Origin of the sequence: Bacteroides sp. 51 (assembly GCF_010500965.1) — a bacterium.
Lineage (GTDB): Bacteria > Bacteroidota > Bacteroidia > Bacteroidales > Bacteroidaceae > Bacteroides.
Map to the genome: position 1 here is coordinate 15,209 of NZ_QVMI01000012.1, position 23,813 is coordinate 39,021.

At 44.8% G+C, this 23,813-nt stretch carries 13 protein-coding genes; 8 read left to right on the top strand and 5 right to left on the bottom strand.

The window, feature by feature from the left end; genetic code table 11:
- The first annotated feature begins 50 nt into the window (after positions 1 to 50).
- Both D0T87_RS10960 and D0T87_RS10965 read left to right on the top strand, forming a co-directional pair.
- Entirely contained in the window at positions 51 to 3,113 is a 3,063-nt protein-coding gene (locus D0T87_RS10960) for a TonB-dependent receptor (protein WP_163175172.1), read from the top strand.
- A gap of 12 nt (positions 3,114 to 3,125) precedes the next feature.
- Positions 3,126 to 4,904 (top strand): RagB/SusD family nutrient uptake outer membrane protein, encoded by a 1,779-nt coding sequence (locus D0T87_RS10965; RefSeq protein WP_163175173.1) that lies wholly within the window; start codon positions 3,126 to 3,128, stop codon positions 4,902 to 4,904.
- A 251-nt stretch (positions 4,905 to 5,155) separates the two neighbouring features.
- Here D0T87_RS10965 and D0T87_RS10970 read toward each other — a convergent pair whose 3' ends face one another.
- The 3 genes from D0T87_RS10970 to D0T87_RS10980 all read right to left on the bottom strand — a co-directional run bounded on the left by D0T87_RS10970 (position 5,156) and on the right by D0T87_RS10980 (position 8,713).
- Positions 5,156 to 6,421, bottom strand: a complete 1,266-nt coding sequence (locus D0T87_RS10970) for an acyloxyacyl hydrolase (RefSeq protein ID WP_163175174.1) — start codon at positions 6,419 to 6,421, stop codon at positions 5,156 to 5,158.
- Positions 6,422 to 7,018: 597 nt separating this feature from the next.
- Positions 7,019 to 8,017 (bottom strand): malate dehydrogenase, encoded by a 999-nt coding sequence (locus D0T87_RS10975; protein WP_163175175.1) that lies wholly within the window; start codon positions 8,015 to 8,017, stop codon positions 7,019 to 7,021.
- A gap of 93 nt (positions 8,018 to 8,110) precedes the next feature.
- Complete coding sequence (locus D0T87_RS10980; RefSeq protein WP_163175176.1) at positions 8,111 to 8,713, bottom strand: hypothetical protein; 603 nt, start codon at positions 8,711 to 8,713, stop codon at positions 8,111 to 8,113.
- Positions 8,714 to 8,897: 184 nt separating this feature from the next.
- Here D0T87_RS10980 and D0T87_RS10985 point away from each other — a divergent pair, with 184 nt between their 5' ends.
- The 6 genes from D0T87_RS10985 to D0T87_RS11010 all read left to right on the top strand — a co-directional run bounded on the left by D0T87_RS10985 (position 8,898) and on the right by D0T87_RS11010 (position 20,391).
- Positions 8,898 to 10,148, top strand: coding sequence for a glycoside hydrolase family 71/99-like protein (locus D0T87_RS10985; protein ID WP_163175177.1), 1,251 nt, complete (start codon positions 8,898 to 8,900; stop codon positions 10,146 to 10,148).
- An 18-nt stretch (positions 10,149 to 10,166) separates the two neighbouring features.
- Positions 10,167 to 11,555 (top strand): GDSL-type esterase/lipase family protein, encoded by a 1,389-nt coding sequence (locus D0T87_RS10990; RefSeq protein WP_163175178.1) that lies wholly within the window; start codon positions 10,167 to 10,169, stop codon positions 11,553 to 11,555.
- A gap of 17 nt (positions 11,556 to 11,572) precedes the next feature.
- On the top strand, positions 11,573 to 14,089 hold the full coding sequence (locus tag D0T87_RS10995; RefSeq protein WP_163175179.1) for a glycoside hydrolase N-terminal domain-containing protein: 2,517 nt from the start codon (positions 11,573 to 11,575) through the stop codon (positions 14,087 to 14,089).
- Positions 14,090 to 14,449: 360 nt separating this feature from the next.
- Positions 14,450 to 15,526: a nitronate monooxygenase family protein gene (locus D0T87_RS11000; protein ID WP_163175180.1), complete on the top strand. Its 1,077-nt coding sequence runs from the start codon at positions 14,450 to 14,452 to the stop codon at positions 15,524 to 15,526.
- Positions 15,527 to 15,774: 248 nt separating this feature from the next.
- Positions 15,775 to 18,837: a chondroitinase family polysaccharide lyase gene (locus tag D0T87_RS11005; RefSeq protein WP_370526844.1), complete on the top strand. Its 3,063-nt coding sequence runs from the start codon at positions 15,775 to 15,777 to the stop codon at positions 18,835 to 18,837.
- 12 nt (positions 18,838 to 18,849) lie between these two features.
- Positions 18,850 to 20,391, top strand: coding sequence for a sulfatase (locus D0T87_RS11010; protein ID WP_163175182.1), 1,542 nt, complete (start codon positions 18,850 to 18,852; stop codon positions 20,389 to 20,391).
- An 8-nt stretch (positions 20,392 to 20,399) separates the two neighbouring features.
- Here the strand turns inward: D0T87_RS11010 and D0T87_RS11015 are convergent, their stop codons facing one another.
- Positions 20,400 to 21,527 (bottom strand): glycoside hydrolase family protein, encoded by a 1,128-nt coding sequence (locus tag D0T87_RS11015; protein ID WP_163175183.1) that lies wholly within the window; start codon positions 21,525 to 21,527, stop codon positions 20,400 to 20,402.
- A gap of 779 nt (positions 21,528 to 22,306) precedes the next feature.
- Positions 22,307 to 23,797, bottom strand: coding sequence for a RagB/SusD family nutrient uptake outer membrane protein (locus tag D0T87_RS11025; protein WP_163175185.1), 1,491 nt, complete (start codon positions 23,795 to 23,797; stop codon positions 22,307 to 22,309).
- Positions 23,798 to 23,813: the final 16 nt, after the last annotated feature.

The window sequence follows — 23,813 nt, forward strand, 5'->3', positions numbered from 1 at the left end:
GTCTCTATAGGAAAACAATAACCTTTATTTTTAATTTTAAAACTATGCTTATGATTAACTACAAAGAATGGTCGAGGCTATTTTGCCTCTGTATTATCTTCATGCTCATGGTTACCTCTGCCTTTGCCCAACAACAGGCAGTGACGGGTACAGTGACCGATCCCGCAGGCGAAACCATTATCGGTGCCAGCATACAGGAAAAAGGCACCTCGAACGGTACCATTACTGATATCGACGGCGGGTTCAACCTAACCGTACAGCCCGGTGCTGTGCTGGAAATCAGCTTTATCGGCTATAAAACAAAAGAACTCAAAGCGCTCTTCGGCCGCAACATGGCGGTGGTATTGGAAGAAGCCACAGAAATACTTGATGAAGTAGTTGTGGTGGGCTATGGGGTTCAAAAGAAAGCCACCCTATCCGGCTCCGTAACCAGTGTCAAAGGCAATGAAATCGTAAAAGCTCCGGTAATGAATGTGAGTAACAGTCTGGCTGGACGTATGCCGGGTGTAGTTGCTATTTCCGGTAGTAGCGAACCCGGTTATGATGATGCAACCATACGCGTCCGCGGCGTCAACACCTTTGGCAAAGCCCAACCCTTGGTTGTGGTCGACGGGGTTCCCGGACGCTCGCTGGAACGTGTCGATCCCAGCTCCATCGAAACCATCTCCGTGATGAAAGATGCTTCTGCGGCTATCTACGGCGCTCAGGCTGCCAATGGCGTTATCCTTATTACCACAAAGAGAGGACAAAAAGGTAAACCAACCGTTAAGTTTTCCATCAATCACGGATACTCCCGCCCCACGAAAGTACCCGAAATGGCCAACTCAGCCGAGTATGGCACACTGTTGAACGAAATTGACAAATACGCCGGACAGACTGAACGTTACACACCTGATGAAATTCAGAAGTTCCGCGATGGTTCCGATCCCTGGTCATATCCTAATACGGATTGGTTTGCTGAAACATTGCGGTCATGGTCGCCCCAAACCAGTGCCAATGCAACAATTGAAGGAGGATCGGATAATATGAATTACTTCGTTAGCGTTTCTGCCAAAACTCAGGACGGCATCTATAAGAAAGGCTCCACCTCATACAATCAGTATGACCTGCGCGTTAACCTCGATTGGAAAATCAATAAACATGTGGATGTATACATGAATGTATCAGGACGCATGGAAGACCGTAACTACCCCATGCGTTCGGCCGAGAATATCTTCCGTATGCTCATGCGTTCCAAACCGAATATGCCTGCTTATTGGCCCAACGGTATGCCCGGGCCTGATATTGAGTTTGGCGATAATCCGGTAGTTATCGTAACTGACGCTACAGGTTATGACAAAGATAAACGCTATGTGGTGAACGGAGATTTCGGAATAAATGTCAAAGTGCCTTATGTAGATGGCTTAACCTTAAAAGCAACGGCTTCGCTGGATAAGACCTTCCGCTTCCGCAAAAGATGGGAAACGCCCTGGTATCTTTATTCATGGGATGGTGTTTCTCGGGATACCAACGGAGAACCAATCTTGGTAGAAGGGAAAAAAGGATTCAGCGATCCACGATTGACCGAGAACATGGAGGACAATCATAATATTCTTCTGAGTGGTTTATTGAACTACAACAAAACTATTACGGCAGACCACGTCATCAATGTCATGGCCGGCGTTGAACGTATTACCGGAGGAGGCGATGATTTCGAAGCGTTCCGTAGATACTATCTCTCAACTGCCATCGACCAGTTGTTTGCCGGTGGACAGGGCGAAATGAGCAACACCGGAAAGGCTTATAAGGAAGCACGTCTCAACTATTTTGGAAGGGTAAATTATAGCTATCAATCCAAATACCTGGCCGAATTTGTATGGAGATATCAAGGATCATACATTTTCGACGATGGAAATAAGTTCGGCTTCTTCCCCGGTGTATCCCTGGGATATGTCATGTCCGAGGAAAAGTATTGGGAAAGGCTCAAACCCATTGTTAACTTTGCCAAAATAAGAGCGTCCTGGGGACAAACGGGGAATGATCTGATTGATCCATACCAATATCTGGCGGCGTATGATTTCAATGACCTGATGTATATGACCAACGGCGGGGGCACCAACAATCAGGCCTTAAAAGAAGGCGTAGCCCCCAACGCCAACGTTACCTGGGAAAAGGCCACGCAGAAAAACATCGGTATCGATCTTCAATTCCTTGATGGCGATTTGGCTTTCACGTTCGATTACTTCAATAACGAACGTTCGGACATCCTCTGGAAACGCAACGCTTCCGTTCCGGGAACCTCCGGCCTTACGCTGCCCGACGAGAATTTGGGTAAAGTAAGAAACCAGGGCGTCGATTTCAGTCTTGACTACCGCAAACGATTCAATGATTTCACTCTGGGAGTAGGAATAAATGGTGTTTATGCCAAAAACAAAATCCTCTTCTGGGACGAGGCCTCCGGAGTGCCCGAATATCAACAGTCTACCGGTAGCCCCATCGACGCGCAACTGTACTATAAAGCTATCGGCATCTTCCGCGACTGGGATCACGTAAACTCCATGCCTCACTGGGCAGGCGCCCGGCCCGGCGATATTATTTTTGAAGATTATAACGATGATGATATCATCGACGGTAACGACCGCGTACGTATGGATAAGAGCAAGAACCCCACCTTTACGGGCGGACTCAATATCGATATGGCCTACAAAGGCTTCGACCTTTCCATTCTCTTTCAGGGGGCTGCTGGAGGTGTGTTCTACCAGGATACCGAGTCGGGCGATTTTGGAAACTTCCTCAAAAGTTTCTATGATAAACGGTGGACGGAAGATAATCCGACTGCCAGCTACCCTCGTACCTACAACCGCTCTAACGAGTATTGGGTGAACCAGAAAAATACCTTCTGGGTGCGTAAGAGCGATTACATCCGTCTGAAAAACATTGAATTGGGATATACACTGCCTCAAACGCTCACCAAACGTGTAAACATAGAACATGTACGTTTTTATGTGAGTGCCTATAATCTGCTCACATACAGTCCGGATATGAAAGATTATGATCCAGAGAATACCAGTGAAAGAGGGTATAACCACCCGCTGAATAAGATTGTGAACCTAGGACTAAGTGTAACCTTTTAACGTACATATACCATGAAAAAAATCAGTATATTCATTCTGTCAACCTTGTTGTTTATGTCCTCGTGCAGCGATAGCTTCCTGAAAGTGGACCCGCTGGACAAATATTCGGATGCCGCCGTATGGTCGGACCCCGCTTTGGTCTCCGCCTTTGTCAATAACATCTATCTGGGGCAGCACTACGGCTTCCATACGCTGATGCTCTCTTCCCTGTGCGATGAATCCATGGAAGTATGGGCGTGGGAAACGCAACCTATCCTGAAAAGCGAAATCAGTCCGAGCTACGTGGGTGCCCTTGCTCCTAATTTCTGGATCAGAGCTTATCATAACCTCTCCTGGGAGAAGCTATATAAGAATATACGCAGTTGTAATAGCTTTTTTGAGAATGTGGAAAAATACGAACTGCAAGGCGATGAAATAGATCGTCTGAAAGGCGAAGTACATTATCTGCGGGGTTATTTCTACTTTTGGCTCATGAGCATGCACGGTGGTGTTCCATTGATTGAAAAATCATATACCACATCCGATGACTTACTCGTAGCCCGGAATACACTTGAAGAAACAGTAAACTTTGTAGTGAAGGACCTGGATGAGGCTGCCCGCGTTCTGAACACTTCTACCGATAAGGCTCGTGCGAGCAAAGGCGCTGCCCTGGCCTTGAAATCGAGAGTATTGCTTTATGCTGCCAGTGATTTATTTAACTCAAACGCTTCCTGGTCGCCCGGTTACGCCAATCCCGAACTCGTGAGTTACACAGGCGGCGACCGCCGTACTCGTTGGCAAGCCGCTAAAGATGCCGCCGAAGATGTGATGGAATTAAATGTTTATGGACTGTATGGTCAAAAAGTGTATACCGATCCGCAGGAAGCAACGGATAATTACGTTAACATCTTCCTGAATCACGGAACCAGTGAAGATATCATGTTGACCTATTATGACTATGTGAATCATGGTAGTGCTAATTTTGAGCAACCCCGCGTCGGTCTCTTCAACAGTCCCAACGGTTTCCACGGCTGGGGCGGCAACACGCCCATCGGCCAATACATCGACGCTTACGAAAATGCCGACGGAACCAAATTCGACTGGAGCAACCCAGCTCAGAAAGCTCAACCCTATGTTGGCCGTGATCCCCGCTTCTATGCAAACATTCTCTATGACGGAGCCACCTGGCGTCAACGCCCCGACGATGTGATAGGTTCCGATCCTCTGGGTATTGTACAAACCGGCTTTTATGAAACCGCCAGCGGTTCCTACACTCCCGGACTGGACACCCGCCAGGGGCCAATCGAAGACTGGAATGGTACGTATACGGGATATTATATGCGTAAGTTCCTTGATCCTTCTGTTAATCATCAGTACGAAATACAGAGTTATCCTTACCGCCAAATCCGTTATGCCGAAGTGGTGCTCAATTATGTGGAAGCTTGTTTGGAACTGGGAGAAGAGGACGAAGCAATTAAGAAACTGAACTTTATTCGTGAGAGAGCGGGTATGCCCAATGTTCCCACCAATGAAACAGGTGCCACCTTGAAAGAACGTTATCGTAATGAACGGAGAATTGAATTGTCATATGAAGGTCACCGCTTCTTTGATATCCGTCGTTGGATGATTGCACCGGATGTACTTAAGAATGCGCAAGGTATTGATATTCGTTATCCGTATGGAAGTACGCAACCTACGTATACCGTAACTGAGGTTCAGGATAGGTCGTGGAATAATAAGGTTTATTTGCTTCCGATCTTACTGGATGAAATGAATAAGAACGAACTGTTGATACAGAATCCGGGGTATTAAGATTGGTTACTATTATTTACACTGTTGAAACCCTTCGAAACAATGATTTGCGTTTGCAGCAAACAACGACTTACGTTTGCAGCAAACGCAAGTTCATGTTTGCTGCAAACACAAGATGCACTTTGCTGCAAACGTAAAAAATAGCCCCAGGGAGTACTGTAAAGGGGGCAAAACAATAGGTTTTGCTTGATGAACGTGTTTTGAAATATTTTTTGGGTAGTGCGTTTTCCTTACATTTGTCTGTGACGTCATCACCTCTTCCGATGCGTGCAAGGCGCTTTATTATTAAACCGGTATCCTATCCCTAACATTAAATAGTTAGGGTTATGGAAATCGTTGAGGCTATATCCGATATGGAGAAACGAGTTTCGGGTGATTTCGGCTTTGAGTGCCAGTATCTGATAGATCGCTTTGAAGTCACCGCCCCGATGTAATGCATTAACTCCTACTCCTACGCCCACTGTAAAATAAGGCATAACATATTCCACTCGTCCGGAAACGCCCAAAGCAAGCTGTGCGCTAAGCGATGGTTTGATATATTCCTTGTCCGAGGCCCCCGAATAATACTCCTCATTATTATGACGTATATTGGCACTTTCATCATAAACACCATCAAGTGATGCACCTACACGGAATTTATATCCCATGTTATACATCGGATTGAAGTTGAATCCCAACACTGTAAACTTATCGTCTAGCGCAACCTGGCTGTCTTCTGTGATAATTCCTTTACGTCTCCAGGAACCAAATAAGACTAAGTCATAGCTGATGTGGCGCTTAAACTCAGGTATGGGATGACAATACAAGGGGCGGGTAAGGGTTTTCTCTTCTCTGTTGATGTTGTACACCAATCCAATCCTGAAATCGAGTGTGTTTAGTCCGGCATTAGGGAAGTTGGTGTTTCCATTGGAGAAATGACTGAGTCCGACGCCTGCGGTCAGGTCGACCTGATTGTTTAGCATCCAGTTCAAATATAAATTAGTATGGAGGTAAGCATTGGTCTTTGATCCGATAATTACATTGAAGCCATTATCTTCGCCATATGGTTCCCAGCCAAATGATAGTCCGAAATTCCACTCATAATTGAGTGAAAGTTTGGGATGGAGCCGGGCAATGCGAGCGCCTTGAAATACATAGAGTGCTACGGGAGAGCCAATCTCTTCTCTATTCTTGAAAGAATAACGCGCCAAACCGATACCCTGATAGGGGCTGTTATATATTTGGTCGACAGAAGTATTGGGCTTAAACTGGAAACTATATCGCAGGTGTCCGGAAGAAGAATTATTAAGATGTTCCCCGCTTTGGTTGTGACCTTTCAGAAAGTCGTTTGTTGGGAAGATATAGCTGGGGCGGATGTCTACACTTATTCGGGATATAATGTTTGATGAAGAATTCTGCGAGTTCGTCAATTCTGTTTGTTCGCTTGTTGTTTCCTGAGCAGAACAAATGGTGGAGAAAAATAATAATAATCCCAGTGAACCGATTTTTATTCCGGTTCGTAGCTTGTTTTTATTCATGATTTAAGTCACAGCTTTTGGAAGAGGTTTTTCGTCTGTATTTGCATAAGATGCAAATATACAATTAATCATTTTCCATGTATCATTTTGGTCTGATAATTTAGAAATGAATATAAAATATCATATATATGTCGGCCTGATACGTCTTTTTATTCATTATGCAAAACACACCTCTCAATGTAAAAAAATGATTATAGCCAACTGATGCCAATGAAATGGGTAAAGGAATAAACATGAAGAAGAAGAGAGAAAGGTTCGGACCATCGACTATAAATCATCCGACCATTTATAGTAAATGGTCGGATCAAAAACATAAAACATCCGGACCTTTTACGTTTAGGGGCAGGTGGAATGGATATAAAAACTGCATTCTCTAAAGCTCAAAATATACTTAAAGAGAAGTACTGGGAAGAACCGGAAAAATGGGCTGGCTTCATTCTGATTGAATGAAACAGAGAAGGGCTGTGCAGGTGTGAAATTATGCCTAGGGCATCTCACTGGTATAGCCTAGGCATACCAGTGAGATGCCCTAGGCATACCAACCGTACGGTTTAGACCCTTGAAAGGAAGGGGCTAACATGTGTGTAACGAGAGTTTCTATAAATGACTATTTATATCCTTCCATTCATGAATAGCAGGAATTACCTCCGAACTGATTAGTTCATCTCTTAAGTCGCAAAGGTGTTTGTAGCTTTGGCGCAGTGCCTCGTGCTCTTCCTTTGTTCCTTTAATACTTTTGTAATGAACTCCGGTTTTGTCCAGTGTGGTTTCCATAGCCATCATAATATGATTAAACTCATTGTTAGACACATAAGTTCCTACGGGCCAGTCAAAGTTCTCGCCTCCCATTGCTGCTCGTATCATTTCTATAGATAAATATGCCGGACTCTGGAAAGAAGAACGTCCGCGAAGTTCGATGATGTTTTTCCCACCTTGAACAACTTTTAGTTTAATATCTTCCCATTGTGAATCTGTAAGAGCAGATGTGCCAATTATCTCATTCAACGGCTTGCCATCTACTTTAGCAGTAGAAGAAAATACAGCCATCTGCTCACCATGTCCGCCATAGGTTCTACAGTTTTCAATTTTGTCGGGATGAATATGGAAGTGTTTGGACAATTCATTCCGCAATCGAGTGCTATCCAGTGCGGCCAAGGTGGTTACCTGCGAAGGTTTCAGACCTGAATACAAGAGTACCAATAATCCGGTTATATCCGCCGGATTGAAAATGACTACAATGTGTTTTACATCCGGACAGTATGCCTTAACATCTTTCCCAAATTGGATGGCGATTTCAGCATTCCCTTTCAAAAGGTCCTCGCGTGTCATCCCCTCTTTACGTGCAGCGCCTCCTGAGTTGACAATGTATTTGCTTCCTTTCAGCGCTTCTTTAATATCGTCCGTATAGGTTATATTTACACCACTAAACCCGCACTGCAACAATTCCTCGGCAACACCCTTCAGTCCTTTCGCATAAGGGTCATATAAACAAATGTTGGAAGATAATCCCATTAAAATAGCCGATTGTGCCATGTTAGACCCAATCATACCTGCAGCTCCAATTATAGTGAGCTTATCTGATGTAATCGCTTTCATGATCTTTGTTTTATAATGATTAGTTCTTATAAAACAACTCCAATCCGTAATGGTTTGGTCATTCAGCTAAAATAACATTCGTCTGAGATGGGTTTATTTTACTTGTACCTTTGGTTGATAGGTTAGGACCTGTACACGCACCACTCCTTTTACTCCTGCATTGGGGAATTTTTTCTTATAATGTTCGGTTAGATCTTCATAAAGCCATGGACGAACATCCGAATAGCGTTGCATGCCGTATTTTTCCAGGATGATATCGTATGTATGTTTTATACCTTTAAATTCAAATGACCATTTCGTAAAACTAGTGATTTGATTCTTGGGCAATGCGAGTTTATAAGAGTCGGGAAGCTTTGAAGGAAGCTGAGAAGAAGCATCTTCTTCTACAAATATACTTCCGGTAGTTATTGGATTGGAATTGGAGTCAACAATCGTACATACACCAGAAGAGCTTTTTGCAATCATCTCACTTTTAAAATCTATAAAATAGCCACCACCTGTAGGAACCGGAAGATTGTTTTGCAAATCTGTTGTTATCAATTCTTTTTGCTCGGCATCTATTCCATGAATTACTTCAACAGCAAACAAATCACCGCTAAGATCGGGGATGTTCTCCTGGTCATCATCGCTACAGCTAACAAAGTTTATGATACAAAGAAGTAATAATAGTATTCCAAAAGTCTTTTTAGTTCTCATGTTGTAATAGAATAGTGTTATATGATTGCGAAATTAACGAAAAAAAAGAACGCAATGATATAAATAATTCCCTTTTTTCCGCATTAATTGAATAATCCTCTTCATATTAACCGTTTTTTATCCCTTTTATTAATTGGGTGGGGTTTTCTTTGCTTATGAATATTATTAAACCCTAAGTTATATCATGAAGAAGATTCTTTTTTTATCGCTCCTTTTCTGTGCATCCATGCTTGTTGCACAAACAAAACATGCATCATCCACATTGTACCCTACCTATAAGGGACTTATCATGGCCGGTTACCAAGGTTGGTTTGATGCACCGAAAAATGGAGTCATGTATCCCGATGAAAATAATATCCGGATTGACATGTGGCCCGATGTCAGTGAGTATAAAGATACCTACCCAACAGGGCTGAAGTTGGCCGATGGATCAACCGCCCGTTTTTTTACTTCCAGAGATAAAAGTACCGTAGAACTTCACTTTAAATGGATGAAAGAATACGGACTTGATGGCGTCTTTATGCAACGCTTCTTCGGAGCAGCACGTCCAGGTAGCGAACGGAATATCGTTTTAAAGAACGCTTTAGAGGCTTCGGTCAAAAACGAAAGAGCCATTGCTGTAATGTACGACCTGTCTGGTTTGAGGGGACAGGGAGAAGATTGCTCCCGATTGATTGAAGACTGGAAGTATCTGGTTGATTCATTGAAAGTAACCAATCCGAAAGGTGGTAAGAACACCTATCTGCACCATAATGGTAAACCCTTAGTCGCCATCTGGGGAATTGGTTTCCCTGACCGTCCATATAACATCCGCAACATTGGTATTGAACGCTTTATGGACTTCCTGAAAAACGATCCCGTTTATGGCGGATGCGCTATTATGGTTGGTGTGCCTACTTTCTGGCGTGAACTGAATTCCGATTGTATCTCCGACCCTTATTTACATGATATCATCAGAGCAGCCGATATTGTACTGCCATGGATGGTACAACGCTTCACTCCTCTGCTTCACAATGATATGGATCGCTACCGTGATGTTATTATTGGTGATATAAAATGGTGTAAAGAGGCTGGCATAGATTATGTGCCTTGTGTAACTCCCGGTTTTACCTGGCATAATCTGAGTCGCTTTGAGTTCCCGGATGATATCAAACCTGTAGGTTCTATCCCACGTCAGGGTGGGCGATTCTACTGGCAACAACTAACAACCGCCATTAATGCCGGGGCAACCATGATTTATGTCGCCATGTTTGATGAAGTAAACGAAGGTACCGCTATATTTAAAGTAAGCAATAACCCCCCGGTAAGTAAAATTGCTAAGTTTGCCGACAATGATGGCCAGCCGTCCGATCATTATCTATGGCTTACCGGTGAAGCATCGAAAATGTTGAAGAATCAAAAGCCTTTGGAATTTAAAATGCCTCAGAAAAAATAATAAACCGGACTGTAAATTATGAAACAAATTATTTATGGCGTTATCTTGCTTCTACTTTCGGCTTGTAGTCCTGTAAAGACAAAAGTCGTTTGCATCGGAGCAAGTATAACCGAAGGTGCAGGTGTCCAAAACCGGCAGGAGTTCTCCTTTCCGGGGCAATTGCAGACCCTGCTTGGTTCTGACTATGAAGTAGAGAACTACGGAATCGGGGGAACAACTATGCTAAGCAATGGTAACTCTCCTTATAAGAATACGGAAGCATACCAAAAGGCATTACATAGTAAACCCGACATCGTTTTTATTGATCTGGGAGGGAATGATGCCAAAGCCATCAATCGTCCGTATTATGCCAACCTCGAAGAAGATGCCCGGCAGATGATCCGTTCTTTTAAAGAACTTCCAACCAAGCCGCGGGTTATTTTAATGCTTCCAACAGCATTCTTTGTAACGGATCAGGATGGAATTTATGATCCCGTTTCCCGCAATGAAGTAACTCCACGTTTGCGTGAGGCTGCTTATAAGGAAAATGTGGAAGTACTGGATATGTACCCCTTATTGGTTGATCGCCCCGAACTGGTGCCCGATCAGATTCATCCGAACGAAGAAGGGGCAGCTATTCTGGCGCAGCGAATGTACGATCAGTTAATACTTCCTTTAGATCCCTCATTTGATATCTTCACAACTCTTGACTCTGAGAAAATAGACTATTCGGTTAGTAACTTTGCCGGATATGCCTGCGCCGATTTTAAAATGAAGGGGCGCGATTGCAAAGTCGTTAAGCCAAGAAATGCGAGAAAAGATCATCCCTGGATATGGCGTGCCCGCTTTTGGGGACATGAACCGCAGACGGATATCGCGTTGCTTGAAAGAGGTTATCATCTGGTATATTGCGATCAAAGTGGCTTGGTGGGTAATGATGAATGTATTGCCAACTGGAATGCATTTTACAACCTGCTGCATAAAGGCGGATTATCTCAAAAAGTGGTGTTGGAAGGCATGAGCCGCGGAGCACTATACGCATTGAATTGGGCGGCAGTCAATCCGGATAAGATAGCTGCGGTTTACGTGGATAATCCGTTGTTGGATTGCCGGTATTTTGGCGATCGTGAACCCAATGAAGTATCCCGCGATTTAATGAAAGTGTATAACCTGCCGGATATTGCTTCTATCAAAGAATTTAATAATAGCCCAACAGATAAAGTGCCCGAAATCGTGTCTGGTGGTTATCCAATCCTTATTTTGTGTGCAGATGAAGATGAGGCTGTGCCTCTATATACCGTACAGGAATTTGAGAAGAAAGTAAGGGATGCCGGTGGAGATATTACGGTGATTGTAAAGAAAGGCTTTAAGCACCATCCGCATAGTTTTCCTAATCCCCAACGGATTCTGGACGTTATTTTGTTATAAACTTATCCTAATTTACCATGAAAAAGACTTTTCACTCTTTATTGAGTTTATGTAGTTTAATTATATTATCATCATTTGTATGGTCAAAAGATGAGGTAAAAGATAATCCTGATCAAGCCAACGCCAGTTTGCGTCGTACGGCTATAACAGCGAAATGGCCTGATCGCGCCACAGTGTCAGGAACTTCAAGGGTCCCCGAAGGGAAGAACCTGCTTTGGTATACAGCGCCTGCCAAGGTTTGGGAAGAAGCGCTTCCATTAGGGAACGGTCGTTTGGGCGCTATGGTATTTGGTGGCGTAGCCGACGAAAGAATCCAGCTAAACGAGAATACTGTTTGGGATGGCGCTCCGGTAAATGCCAATAACCCAAAAGCATTGGGTGCATTGCCCGAGGTTCAGCGTTTGCTGTTTGAAGATAAGAATAAAGAAGCCGTTAAGCTGGCAGCGGAAACCATGCTTGGGCAACCATCGAGGATTAAATCATACCAATCGTTGGGCGAAGTATGGTTCGACACTCCACAGCTGAATGCTACAGACTACGTCAGGAAACTTGACCTCAATACGGCTATATCTACCACTGAGTACGTGGCCGATGGAGTCAGATATAAACGTGAATACTTTGCTTCGCCTGTCGACAACGTGATTGTCATGCGTATTACAGCCGATAAAACGAACAAAATAAACCTCTCGCTGGCATTAAGAAGAGCACAAGATGCCAAAACCGAAGCATTGGGAACGAATGCTTTACTAATGAAAGGACGTATCGGCTCGGGAGCGAAAAATAAAGAGAATAACCGTCTTGGTATAAGTTTTGCCTCGCAAGTACAGGCAGAAACATCTGGTGGAAAGGTCTATGTTAAAAACGCTCCGGACGATGAGCCTGTATTGATTGTAGAAGGTGCGAATATACTTACGCTGTACATATCAGGCGCTACGAATTATCCCGGTATGGAGAATCGGACAAAAGGCATTGAAACATATTCAGAAGATCCGGTAAAGAAATGTGCCGACGTGATCAATGCAGTGGTTCGTAAATCATACGATAACCTGAAAAGCGCTCACGTTGCTGAACATCAGAAATATTTCGGTCGTGTGGATCTGGACTTGGGCGAGGTTGCTTCATTTGTTAAAAACCTGCCTACCAATGAACGGCTGAGTCTAGCTCGCCAGAACGAAAAACCAGATTTGGGGCTGGTAGAAACATACTTTCAATTCGGAAGATACCTGCTGATTTGCTCCTCACGTCCCGGTGGTATGCCCGCCAATCTTCAGGGATTGTGGTGCTGGCAGATGAATGCCCCGTGGAATGCCGACTTTCATACCAACATTAATTTCCAGATGAATTACTGGCCGTCGGGCATTACCAACCTCTCCGAAATGCAACTGCCAATGATTGATTTGATGGATATGCTTGTGAAGCCGGGTAGCCTTACTGCCAAAGAAACATATGGCGCCAAAGGTTGGGTAGTACATCATCTCACCGATGCCTGGGGATTCACTGCTCCGGCAGATGGTCCACAAGGAATATGGCCAATGGGTTCTGCCTGGCTGGCGCAGCACCCTTGGGAACAATACTGCTATACGGGCGATAAAACATTCCTGAAGAACAGAGCATTCCCATTGATGAAAGGCGCTGCCGAGTTCATCATGGATTTTCTTGTAGAAGCACCCGCCGGAACAGCCTATGCCGGTAAACTGGTGACCAATCCTTCTTACTCGCCCGAAAACTCGTTCTATTTACCGGACGGAACCACGTCGGAATTTACATACGGTGCAACAATGGATTTACAGATCATCCGCGATCTGTTGACCAATTGCATTGATGCCTGCAACGTCTTGAAAACCGATAATGATTTCCGCAAAAAGTGCGAAGCAGCATTGGCCCGCATACCGGAAACCCGGATCAGTGAAACCACAGGCCGTATCATGGAATGGGCGGAAGATTATAAAGAAGTAGATCCCCACCACCGGCACACCTCACATTTGTTCGGCTTACACCCAAGCAATCAGATCACCGTTGTGGGTACTCCCGAACTGGCTGAGGCTGCCCGTAAAACCCTTGCTGCCCGTGGCGATGGTGGAACGGGCTGGGGACTTGCATGGAAAATAAACATGTGGAACCGCCTGCACGATGGCGACCGTGCCTTTAAACTTCTTTCTGTCTTATTGGGAGATAAAACCCTTCCCAATCTGTTTGACGATCATCCACCTTTCCAGATCGACGGAAACTTTGGTGCCACGGCAGCTATCGCCGAGATGCTCATCCAAAGCCAGATGAGGAAAAAGAACGGAGCTTTTGAGATCGAATTGCTTCCATCTCTTCCTACAGCTTTCTCTAAATCCGGTAGCGTAAAAGGTTTATGTGCCCGTGGCGGTTTCGTAGTCGATCTTTCATGGAAAGACGGAAAGCTAACAGAAGCAATTATTCACTCCAATCTGGGTGGTGAATTAAACCTGAGAAACGGAGATCATAGTGTGACGTATAAAACAAAGTCCGGACAGGTTATTAAGGTTGATGGACAATTGAAAAAGTAGCAAACATCAACTTGTGTTTGCTGCAAACGCAAAAGGTGCCCTCCAGGAGTGCTGTGAGGTCGATTTCTTTAAAATGGACAGGATGGCCCTTTGTCCGGATTTATACCGGACAAAGGCGTCTTGTACTCTCGTGGTGTGTTATTTCTAGCAATGAATTTTACTTATTGCTATCCTTGCTTAAATAGAAAATTTCATAAAACTTTCAAAATCAGGCATTAAATTCTTCCTTTTTCATACCTTTGAACTCGAGAACGATCGGGTTTTTATAGTTTCCAAAGATCAATCCGTTCGTTTCTGAAAACAATAGGTCACAGAATGAGGGTCTAATACAGTGTAATTACGATACATTTTTTAAATAGAATGAAGCCTTTTTTTATAGGAAATCTGGAAGTTAAGCTCCCCATCATACAAGGTGGAATGGGGGTGGGTATATCTCTATCTGGTCTGGCATCGGCTGTGGCTAATGAAGGAGGAATAGGTGTAATCTCCTGTGCAGGAATCGGTTGGGTCCATAAGGGGAAAGGCGATTTCATACAAAATAGTATTTTAGGATTAAAGAAAGAGATACGTCTGGCCAGAGAAAAAACAAAAGGTATAATAGGGGTTAACATCATGGTTGCCCTGTCTAACTTTGCCGATATGGCCCGGACGGCAATAGAGGAAGAGGTTGACGTTATTTTCTCGGGTGCGGGGCTTCCGTTCGATCTGCCTTCTTTTAAAACACCTGAAAGCAACACGAAGTTGGTGCCTATTGTATCGTCGGCGCGAGCTGCCAGTGTGATTTGCGAAAAGTGGAATGCTAAGTATAATTATCTGCCCGATGCAATCGTAGTGGAAGGGCCTAAAGCCGGAGGGCATCTGGGCTTCAAGAAAGAACAACTCTCGGACGACGCTTTTTCTTTGGAACGGATTATTCCTGAAGTTGTGGCGATTGCTAAACGATATAAAGATATTAAAGATATACCAGTTATTGCTGCCGGAGGTATTTCTTCGGGCGAAGATATCTATCGTTTTATTGAAATCGGAGCATCCGGTGTACAGATGGGCACCATATTTGTGACGACAAATGAGTGTGATGCATCCGAGAACTTCAAGCAGGTTTATGTCAGTGCTCAGGAAGAGGATATTCTCATCATCAAAAGCCCTGTCGGGATGCCCGGACGTGCAATTAACGGGGAGTTTATCAAAAGGGTAGAAGCTGGTTTGGAGGTTCCTAAAAACTGTCCGGTACATTGTATTAAAACTTGTGATTACTCTAAAAGTCCCTACTGCATCATGAAAGCATTGTACAATGCTTCCAGAGGTAATATGAAAAAAGGATATGCTTTTGCCGGCATAAATGCCCATCTGGCAAATAGGATATGCAGTGTAAAAGATGTTATTTCTGCTCTGAAACAAGAGTTTGCTGAGGCTCATTCTTGCTTATCTCCGGAATAAAGTTACGAGAGAAATATATCACAAATAGATAGCAATATAATAGTCAGAATTGTATTGCCTCCCTCCTAATGATAACTTGATTATTACTAGGAAGTAGTTCGTTTTTCATTAAGAGATAGTGATGACTGGATTTCCTCTCTTTTTCTTGCCTGTAGAATGCCGGCTAAATCACTTTTTTGCTCTTTTCCTGTACTATTTCTCTATTTCCTTTGCCAAAAAAGGGCTTTCTTTGCCTTAAAACTAATACCATTATGAAAAAGCCCCCAATCTTATTTACCCTTGTATTGTTAGGAACACTCATCCTACCTGTTCAACTATCAGCCCAACTAATAGAGAATGAGCGACTGCTCTCGTTTGAAGATAAACAGCTTCCTGTTTATATCTCCGGTACCGGATCTACGCTTGCCATATCTACCGATCATTATAAAGATGGGCAGTCTTCCCTGCAATGGTCTTTTGAACCCGGAGGAACGCTTTCTATAAAGAAAGACTTGCATTTCGAGAAGAAAGACCCTACCGGGAAAGACCTCTACCTATCTACCTTTATAGTATGGGTGTATAACGAAACGCCTGCCAATGAAACAATACAATTTAATTTCTTAAAAAACGGCAAACCTTGTGCATCCTTTCCGTTTGGTATCAACTTCAAAGGATGGCGTGCCGCATGGGTATGCTATGAACGCGATATGGAAGGTACACCCGAAGAGGGAATGGATGAAATCCGTATCGTCGCCCCCAAATCAAACGGCACGCTGTTTATTGACCATTTGTTGACGGCAGCAAAAACCGACCATCGCCATCAAACGGCCGACTTGCAGGTTCCTTTCGTCAACAAAGAAAACACGAACCACTGGTTGGTGGTGTACAAACATTCATTGCTAAAACCTACCATTCCGTTAGCCCCCATCAACGAAAAGCAAAAGAAAGATATAGCGCTGATCGAGAAAAGATTCCATGAACTGATCTATACCCCCGGTAAACTAACAGATAAAACGATGGCCGACTTACGTCGTAACTACCAACATTATCAGATAAAGTATACTGACGGAAAAGTCAGCGGTTTACCCATCTTCTTTACCCGTGCTGCCGAGGCTTACGAGCGACTTACCCCCAACTGGAGAGGCATAATCGATAGGGCAGGAGCTGAGGTGAAGGCTTATTTCGACCTGATGTACAAAATAGCCGTAGCCTATCATAATGCATCAAATACCGAAACGAAAGACGAACTAAAACAGATGTTCCTCTCCATGTACGACCACATTACCGACCAGGGAGTAGCCTACGGAAGCTGTTGGGGCAATTTTACGCACTACGGATATAGTTTCCGTAACATCTACACTTCCTACTTCCTTATGAAACAAGTACTGCTTGAAGAAGGTAAGCTAACTGATGCCGAACGCGCCATGCAGTGGTATGCCATCACCAATGAAGTGTACGAGAAACCAACCGTGACCGGTATTGATATGGACTCCTTTAACACCCAAACTACCGGGCGGATTGCCAGTATCCTGATGATGGAGGATACACCTGAAAAACTACAATATCTACGTTCATTCGCCCGTTGGATAGACAATGGCTGTCTCCCGGCTTTGGGACTTTCGGGAGCTTTCAAAAAAGATGGAGGCGCCTTCCATCATCGCAATCACTATCCCGCCTATGCGGTAGGTGGACTGGATGGGGCTACCAACATGATCTATCTGTTGAACCATACGGAATTTGCGGTGTCCGGGCTGGGACATCAGACCGTAAAGAATGTATTGTTAACTATGCGATTCTATTGCAACACCCGGAATTTCCCGCTTGCCCTGTCCGGTCGACATCCGGATGGTAAAGGAAAACTGATACCGATTCAATATGCTTTGATGGCCGTATCGGGTACTCCCGATGGTAAAAAAGATATAGATCCGGAAATGGCCGGGGCTTACCTGCGATTAATGAAAGGAACATCAAATGCTACGCAAAGTGATCCTGAATATATGCCTCAGGTAGCCAATCAGCGTGAGGAGCAAATGATCCGGTTGCTGACAGGCGGGGGGTATACTCCCGAGGCCGATCCACAGGGAAATATTGCGATGGGATACGGGTGTGTATCGGTACAACGCCGCAGCAATTGGTCGGCAGTAGTACGCGGACATTCCCGCTATCTGTGGGCTGCCGAGCATTATATAGGTGCTAATTTCTATGGCCGTTACCTGGCACATGGCAGTATGCAGATACTCACAGCACCTGTCGGTAAGGAAGTGACTCCACTAACCAGCGGTTGGCAAGAGAATGGATTCGATTGGGGTAGAATGCCGGGTACAACGGCTATTCATCTGCCCATCCCCGAACTAAGAGCGAAGGTGCTGAATGTTGACTCTTACTCGGGCATAGAAGAGATGCTATACTCTGATGAGGCTTTCGCCGGGGGACTGACGCAACTCCACAACAATGGTAATTTCGGCATGAAGTTGCACGAACATGATAAGTATAACGGTACACACCGGGCGCGCAAGTCTTTCCATTTTCTGGGTAATATGATTGTTTGTTTAGGTTCGGATATTGAAAACAGAAACGATCAATATTCCACAGAAACGACGGTCTTTCAATTAACGGTTGCCGACGAACAGGCAAAAGACTATTGGAATAATTATCAGGCCCAGGGTAAAGTATGGATGGATCACTTACATACCGGATATTATGTTCCTGTCCGGGCAACTCTCGAAAAGAACTTCCCGCAATATTCTTTAGGACAGAACACGGGCAAGGAAACGCAGGGCGATTGGGTGTCTTTGGTAATTGATCACGGTAAAGCACCCGAAAAGGCTGCTTACGAATATGCTGTTTTCCCCCAAACGGAAGCTGAGCAGTTGAATGCCTTCGCCCGCAAACCTACATATAAGGTGTTACAACACGATAGGAAAGCGCACATTGTTCATTCCGATAAAGAGGGAATCACTTCGTATGTTCTATTTGAAACTCCGGATAAGTTACCTAAAGGATTATTGCTTAAGGCAGATACTTCTTGTCTGGTCATGATTCGGGAGCATCAGGAGCAGGTTACGCTGACTGTATGCCAGCCCGATCTGGCTCTTTATCGGGGTCCTAGTGATGAGTTGTTCGATGAGAACGGTAAACGCGTGGAACGCAGTATTTATTCACGTCCCTGGATTGGTGACGAAAGTGGTGAGATTCCTGTTACCGTTACCTTGAAAGGGGAGTGGAATATTCCGGAAACATCCAATTGTCGTGTGGTATCCGCAGGGAAAAAGCAGACGGTGATTGAGGTTGTGTGTAAGGACGGAGCGAGTTATGATATAGAATTGAATTAAACAAAAACCAATATGATACCAAACAACATAAATCATTTAACCAAACGCATTACCGCCTCCTTGTGCGGTACCTGTTTCCTGGGTCTATCTTCTGCTTTTGCACAAGATAAACCCAATATCATCGTCTTTCTGGTAGACGATATGGGCGTCATGGACACCTCCGTCCCTTTCCTGACCGACCGCGAGGGAAACCCTGTAAAACAACCCCTTAACAATTGGTACCGGACTCCCCACATGGAGCGCCTGGCCAATCAGGGCACCCGTTTCTCTACCTTTTACGCCCAGAGCGTAAGCTCACCCTCGCGTACCTCTATTATGACCGGACAAAATGCCGCCCGGCACCAGACTACCAATTGGATTAACGCAGAAACCAACAACCGCACCCCATACGGACCGGCCGATTGGAACTGGGAAGGCTTAACCCCTCAGGACCCGACCTACCCGCTTATGTTGCAACAAGCCGGATATAAAACCATCCATGTAGGAAAGGCACACTTCGGCTGTATGAATAGTGAAGGAGAAGACCCTACTAAGCTGGGATTTGACATCAATATATCCGGTTCCTCCATTGGCCATCCGGGAAGCTATTACGGAGAAAACGGATACGGCTGGATCAAAGGGCAACGGAAAAGAGCCGTTCCGGACCTGGAACAGTATCATGGAACCGAAACCTTCCTGACCGATGCACTGACGCTCGAAGCCCAGAAAGAAATAACCAAAGCCGTGGCCGAACAGCGTCCCTTCTTTCTGAATATGTCACATTATGCCGTCCACTCTCCTTTTGAAGTAGATAAGCGCTTTATTGCCCACTACGAGAACTCCGATAAAGATCCGCAAGCCAAAGCTTTTGCCACGCTGATAGAAGGCATGGATAAATCATTGGGCGATATTCTGGATAAACTCGAAGAGTTGGGTATCGCACAAAACACCATGATTCTGTTTTTAGGCGACAACGGAGGCGATGCTCCTTTGGGAGACTCCGGCGATCATGGTTCGTCTGCCCCGCTGCGCGGCAGAAAAGGCTCTGAGTACGAAGGGGGAGTACGCGTTCCGTTCATAGCCAGTTGGGCGCTCCCCGATAGCAACAATTCATTTCAGCAAGCCTATCCCATTGCTTCCAATATAATCCAGACGCAAATGGGTACGGTGATGGATATTTATCCTACTATACTTTCCGCGGCAGGCGTTAAGACTCTCAAAGGGCATATACTGGATGGGGACGATCTGAAAGTCCTGTTGCAGGGAAAGAAAGACAGCAGGCATCGCGATGATTTTCTGATGCACTTCCCGCACGAACACCGGGGAAGCTATTTCACAACCTACCGGAAGGGAGATTGGAAGCTGATATACTACTATCATCCGGAGACTCCGGAGTCGCCTTCGTGCAAACTCTACAACCTGGCAGATGATCCGTTTGAATATAATGACCTGGCAGCAACAAATACAGCACAGGTAAAAGCATTATTCAAGAAAATGACCGCCAGATTAAAGCAAGAGAAAGCACTGTATCCGGTAGACGGGGAGAACCGGACCCTTTATCCGGTTCTGCCATAGAAGAAGTATTATTTTAACGGAATAACCATATTCCAGGAACGGGTTCCGTTTTCAAACTCTCCAGGCCCATCCATCGTAGCGAAGAATACATGGGTGGGTTTGTTGTTCTCGAAAAGAATAAAAGGACGCTCCAATTGACCTTGCATGGCTACCTCTCCGTTCTCCCATTCTATTGTTTTGGAATAGGCTTTCGGGTCTTTATCTACCGCCCAGTTTATCCCATCTGTTGAGTGAGCCATAACGCCTCCTCCTCTTTCACCTGTATATTTGGCTACATGGTCTTTGAATATAACGTGGTAACCCGCTGCACCTTTCCACAAGAAAGGGTCTTCCGCCTCTCCCTGTCCGTCGACCTGAAATATGGGTTGGTCATTGTTTAATACCGTGTAAGGTCCTTCGATAGAGGGAGCATAGGCTATGCCTAGCGACATGCCGGAATATTTACCGTTTTCCGTATGTGCACGTCCTTTGAATATCATCATCACAGAACCGTCTTCCTGAATCACCGGAGAGGGATTGGAAGTAAAGAAACTGTAGAATGTTTCGGGTTTCGGACCAAGTATCGGCTGATTTGCTCGCTTCCACGGACCGTAAGGGGAGTCGGAAACAGCCAGACCGATCTGTTTATTTGATCGTGCGACAATACACCAAGGGCTGGTAAGGGTCAGTTCGTTGTAAGTCGGGTCGGCAAACGGATGGGTAGAACCCATATATATAAGGTAATACTTCTGATTGTGTTTCAATATGCGTGGGTTGTGCGTAGAACGTCCGTCCCAATACTGAGCGCCTCGCGCGGGCAATGCCACATCGCTGAATTGATAAGGACCTTGCGGCACATCGGATACGGCGTGTACTATCTCCGAGGCCACCATCCAACCCGGATGAAAAGGTAAAGACTTCGGGAAACGCGAAACGAACATGTGGTATTTACCGTCGCCGCCTTTTACCACGGAGCTTCCCCAGCTCCAGTAATCTTCACATTCAAAAGCCGGGGCTTTGGGGGCGGGGGCCAGATGGTGGAATAAAGGGTTCTTTGACTGCTGTTTCAGTTCGACCAGGTTGTCGATTTTCTGTGCCCACAGCGAAGCAGTAGCAGAGAAGCATAAAGCAAGCATTAACATGTTTTTCTTTTTCATAATAACCTGTTGTGTTTAAGTTAACGGATAGTAGCAAAGGTAAATAAATCGCTGTTTCATTCCTCCTTCCTTCAACATGTTTGTACAATAGTGGGTGATGAATTGTATGATTTGTGACTTTCCTCCTCTCTCTTTCCCCTACAGCTATACATAAAGTTTTTCCGCGAGAAAAGTGTCATATCTAACACAGGCTTCCCGAAAGCCGATGGACAGGGATTTGTAGAATATGACGTTTCGAGCAGAAGTCACATCCTAGTATCATAAGTATCATTCGCTGATGCGGAGGCGTGGGCGGACTGATTGGCGTGCAGTTTGTCCTTTCTTGAATATAAGTGGCTCATACCCAGTGAGGTGTGCCATTCCTTTTGTTGCCAAACCGGGAGATGCCTGAAAAGACCCGGGTGTTTTAACCAGAAAGACCCGGGTGTATGGATACGAAAGACCCGGGTGTTTCAGTGCAAAACACCCGGGTCTTTTCATGCCTAAGCCAGTTCGTCGATCTATGTATTCTATACCTTTACATCATGTCTCCTTGTATTTCTGTAAGAAGCTTCCAGTGCGGTATTCTCCTTGTCGCTTTCTATTATCTTGCATGTAAGGGTTCATTGACTTATAACACGCCTTCTTCTTTCCATAATTAATAAAGAGGGGGATGCTGGGGCGGTTCGCGAACCGCCCCTACAACATAACAGATGTGTTAAGCTTATTAATTAAAATCAATTATTAAGGGCCTGTTCAAAAAATATGGGGTAAGTTTGAACAGGCTCCGAATATATAGTTTAATACCCTGCATTATTCTTCCAACCCGTCAATAGGACTGAGTTTTCGGGTATAGGCATCAGATAATGATTGTTTACCTGGAACAATGAGTTATTCCATTTGGTTGGGTTCACTTCGGCTACTTTCTCTAAGCGGACAATCTGGAACCAACGGCGCATTTCTGCAAAGAATTCCCATCCATACTCATCAAATACCGCTTTTTCGAAAGCTACCGGATCGGTCGTATTGGTTATTACCGACGAACCTGCACGTTCTTGTATGTCTTTCAGGGCTTTAGCGGCTGTAGCGTTCACTGTATTAGTGGCTTTTACAGAAGCTTCGGCATAAATTAACAATACGTCGGCATAACGATAGATCGAGGTTATTCCGTTGGATTGAGCACTGGCGGCGGGTGCACCATTGTCGTAATCATAGTATTTTGAGATAGCAGGCAGTCCGTCGGTACTCTCAGAGTAATGAGTTAATTTGCTGTTAGCAGCCGTTCCGGTCAGCCATTCGGTCATAAAGTTCCAATCTTTACGGGCACCGTCGGGGTAATCCAGGTAGAATTTTTCTTCGGAATAGTAGTCAGCCCATCCGGCAGGAATGTAATCTTTTGGATAATACGATTTACCGTAGTTACTGGCGCTTTTCTGTTTCGCATCGTGGTGTATAGCAAACATATGCTCGTTGGCTTCTGTTTTTTTAGCCTCTTTCCATAGGTCTTCGTATTTGGCGGTTAGTTTCAGCCCGGAATTATCAATGATATCCTTCGCTACTTCTGCCGCTTTGCTGTAGTATTCCTGTCCTTTTTTAAGTGGCCAGCCTGCCATTGTTATATATACTTCGGCCAGACACGCTTTTGCTGCCCACTTAGAGGCTGTGTTGCTAAAGCCGGAGCGACTCTTTGAGGGTAACAGTTTAATCGCTTCTTCCAGACTCGGAACAATGGCCTCGCTGTAAATCTCTGCAACCGGAGTACGCGGCATCTGTCCGTCGGCATCGGCAAGATTCAGGATAAGAGGCAAATCGCCATACAAACGAGCCAGGCAGAAGTAAGCGTATCCGCGCATAAAGTAGGCTTCGCCCAGGGCTTCCTGATATTTTGCTTTCAAATCTCCTTCGGGTATTCCTACGTTATTAATCAGCTTATTGGCATTATTAATAACCTTGAAGAAATACTCCCAGGAAGTGGTAAAGTTAGCTGCATTGATGCTTAGGCTTGGACTCAGATTGTCCATATATCCATGTGCATTGTTCGCTTTGGTAGGCGAGTGCATAATATCATCTCCACCCAGACTTAAAATCTGCATACGGCAGTTAAAACCATAGTTACCCTGCCACAGGTCGGTGTAAAGTCCTGAGACTGCTTTCTCGAATCCTTCCAGATCCATCAAAGCGATGTAGTCTTCTTCAGTAACAAACGACTGAGGTTCTTGTGTTAAATCCACGCACGAAGTAGCCATAAGCATACCACCTGCCAACATTGCTGTATATATTATTTTTCTCATACTAGATCTTTCTTTC

Coding starts and splice junctions, on each gene's coding strand:
- D0T87_RS10960 (WP_163175172.1), top strand. CDS start 51: ATGATTAACTACAAAGAATGGTCGAGGCTATTTTGCCTCTGTATTATC.
- D0T87_RS10965 (WP_163175173.1), top strand. CDS start 3,126: ATGAAAAAAATCAGTATATTCATTCTGTCAACCTTGTTGTTTATGTCC.
- D0T87_RS10970 (WP_163175174.1), bottom strand. CDS start 6,421: ATGAATAAAAACAAGCTACGAACCGGAATAAAAATCGGTTCACTGGGA.
- D0T87_RS10975 (WP_163175175.1), bottom strand. CDS start 8,017: ATGAAAGCGATTACATCAGATAAGCTCACTATAATTGGAGCTGCAGGT.
- D0T87_RS10980 (WP_163175176.1), bottom strand. CDS start 8,713: ATGAGAACTAAAAAGACTTTTGGAATACTATTATTACTTCTTTGTATC.
- D0T87_RS10985 (WP_163175177.1), top strand. CDS start 8,898: ATGAAGAAGATTCTTTTTTTATCGCTCCTTTTCTGTGCATCCATGCTT.
- D0T87_RS10990 (WP_163175178.1), top strand. CDS start 10,167: ATGAAACAAATTATTTATGGCGTTATCTTGCTTCTACTTTCGGCTTGT.
- D0T87_RS10995 (WP_163175179.1), top strand. CDS start 11,573: ATGAAAAAGACTTTTCACTCTTTATTGAGTTTATGTAGTTTAATTATA.
- D0T87_RS11000 (WP_163175180.1), top strand. CDS start 14,450: ATGAAGCCTTTTTTTATAGGAAATCTGGAAGTTAAGCTCCCCATCATA.
- D0T87_RS11010 (WP_163175182.1), top strand. CDS start 18,850: ATGATACCAAACAACATAAATCATTTAACCAAACGCATTACCGCCTCC.
- D0T87_RS11015 (WP_163175183.1), bottom strand. CDS start 21,527: ATGAAAAAGAAAAACATGTTAATGCTTGCTTTATGCTTCTCTGCTACT.
- D0T87_RS11025 (WP_163175185.1), bottom strand. CDS start 23,797: ATGAGAAAAATAATATATACAGCAATGTTGGCAGGTGGTATGCTTATG.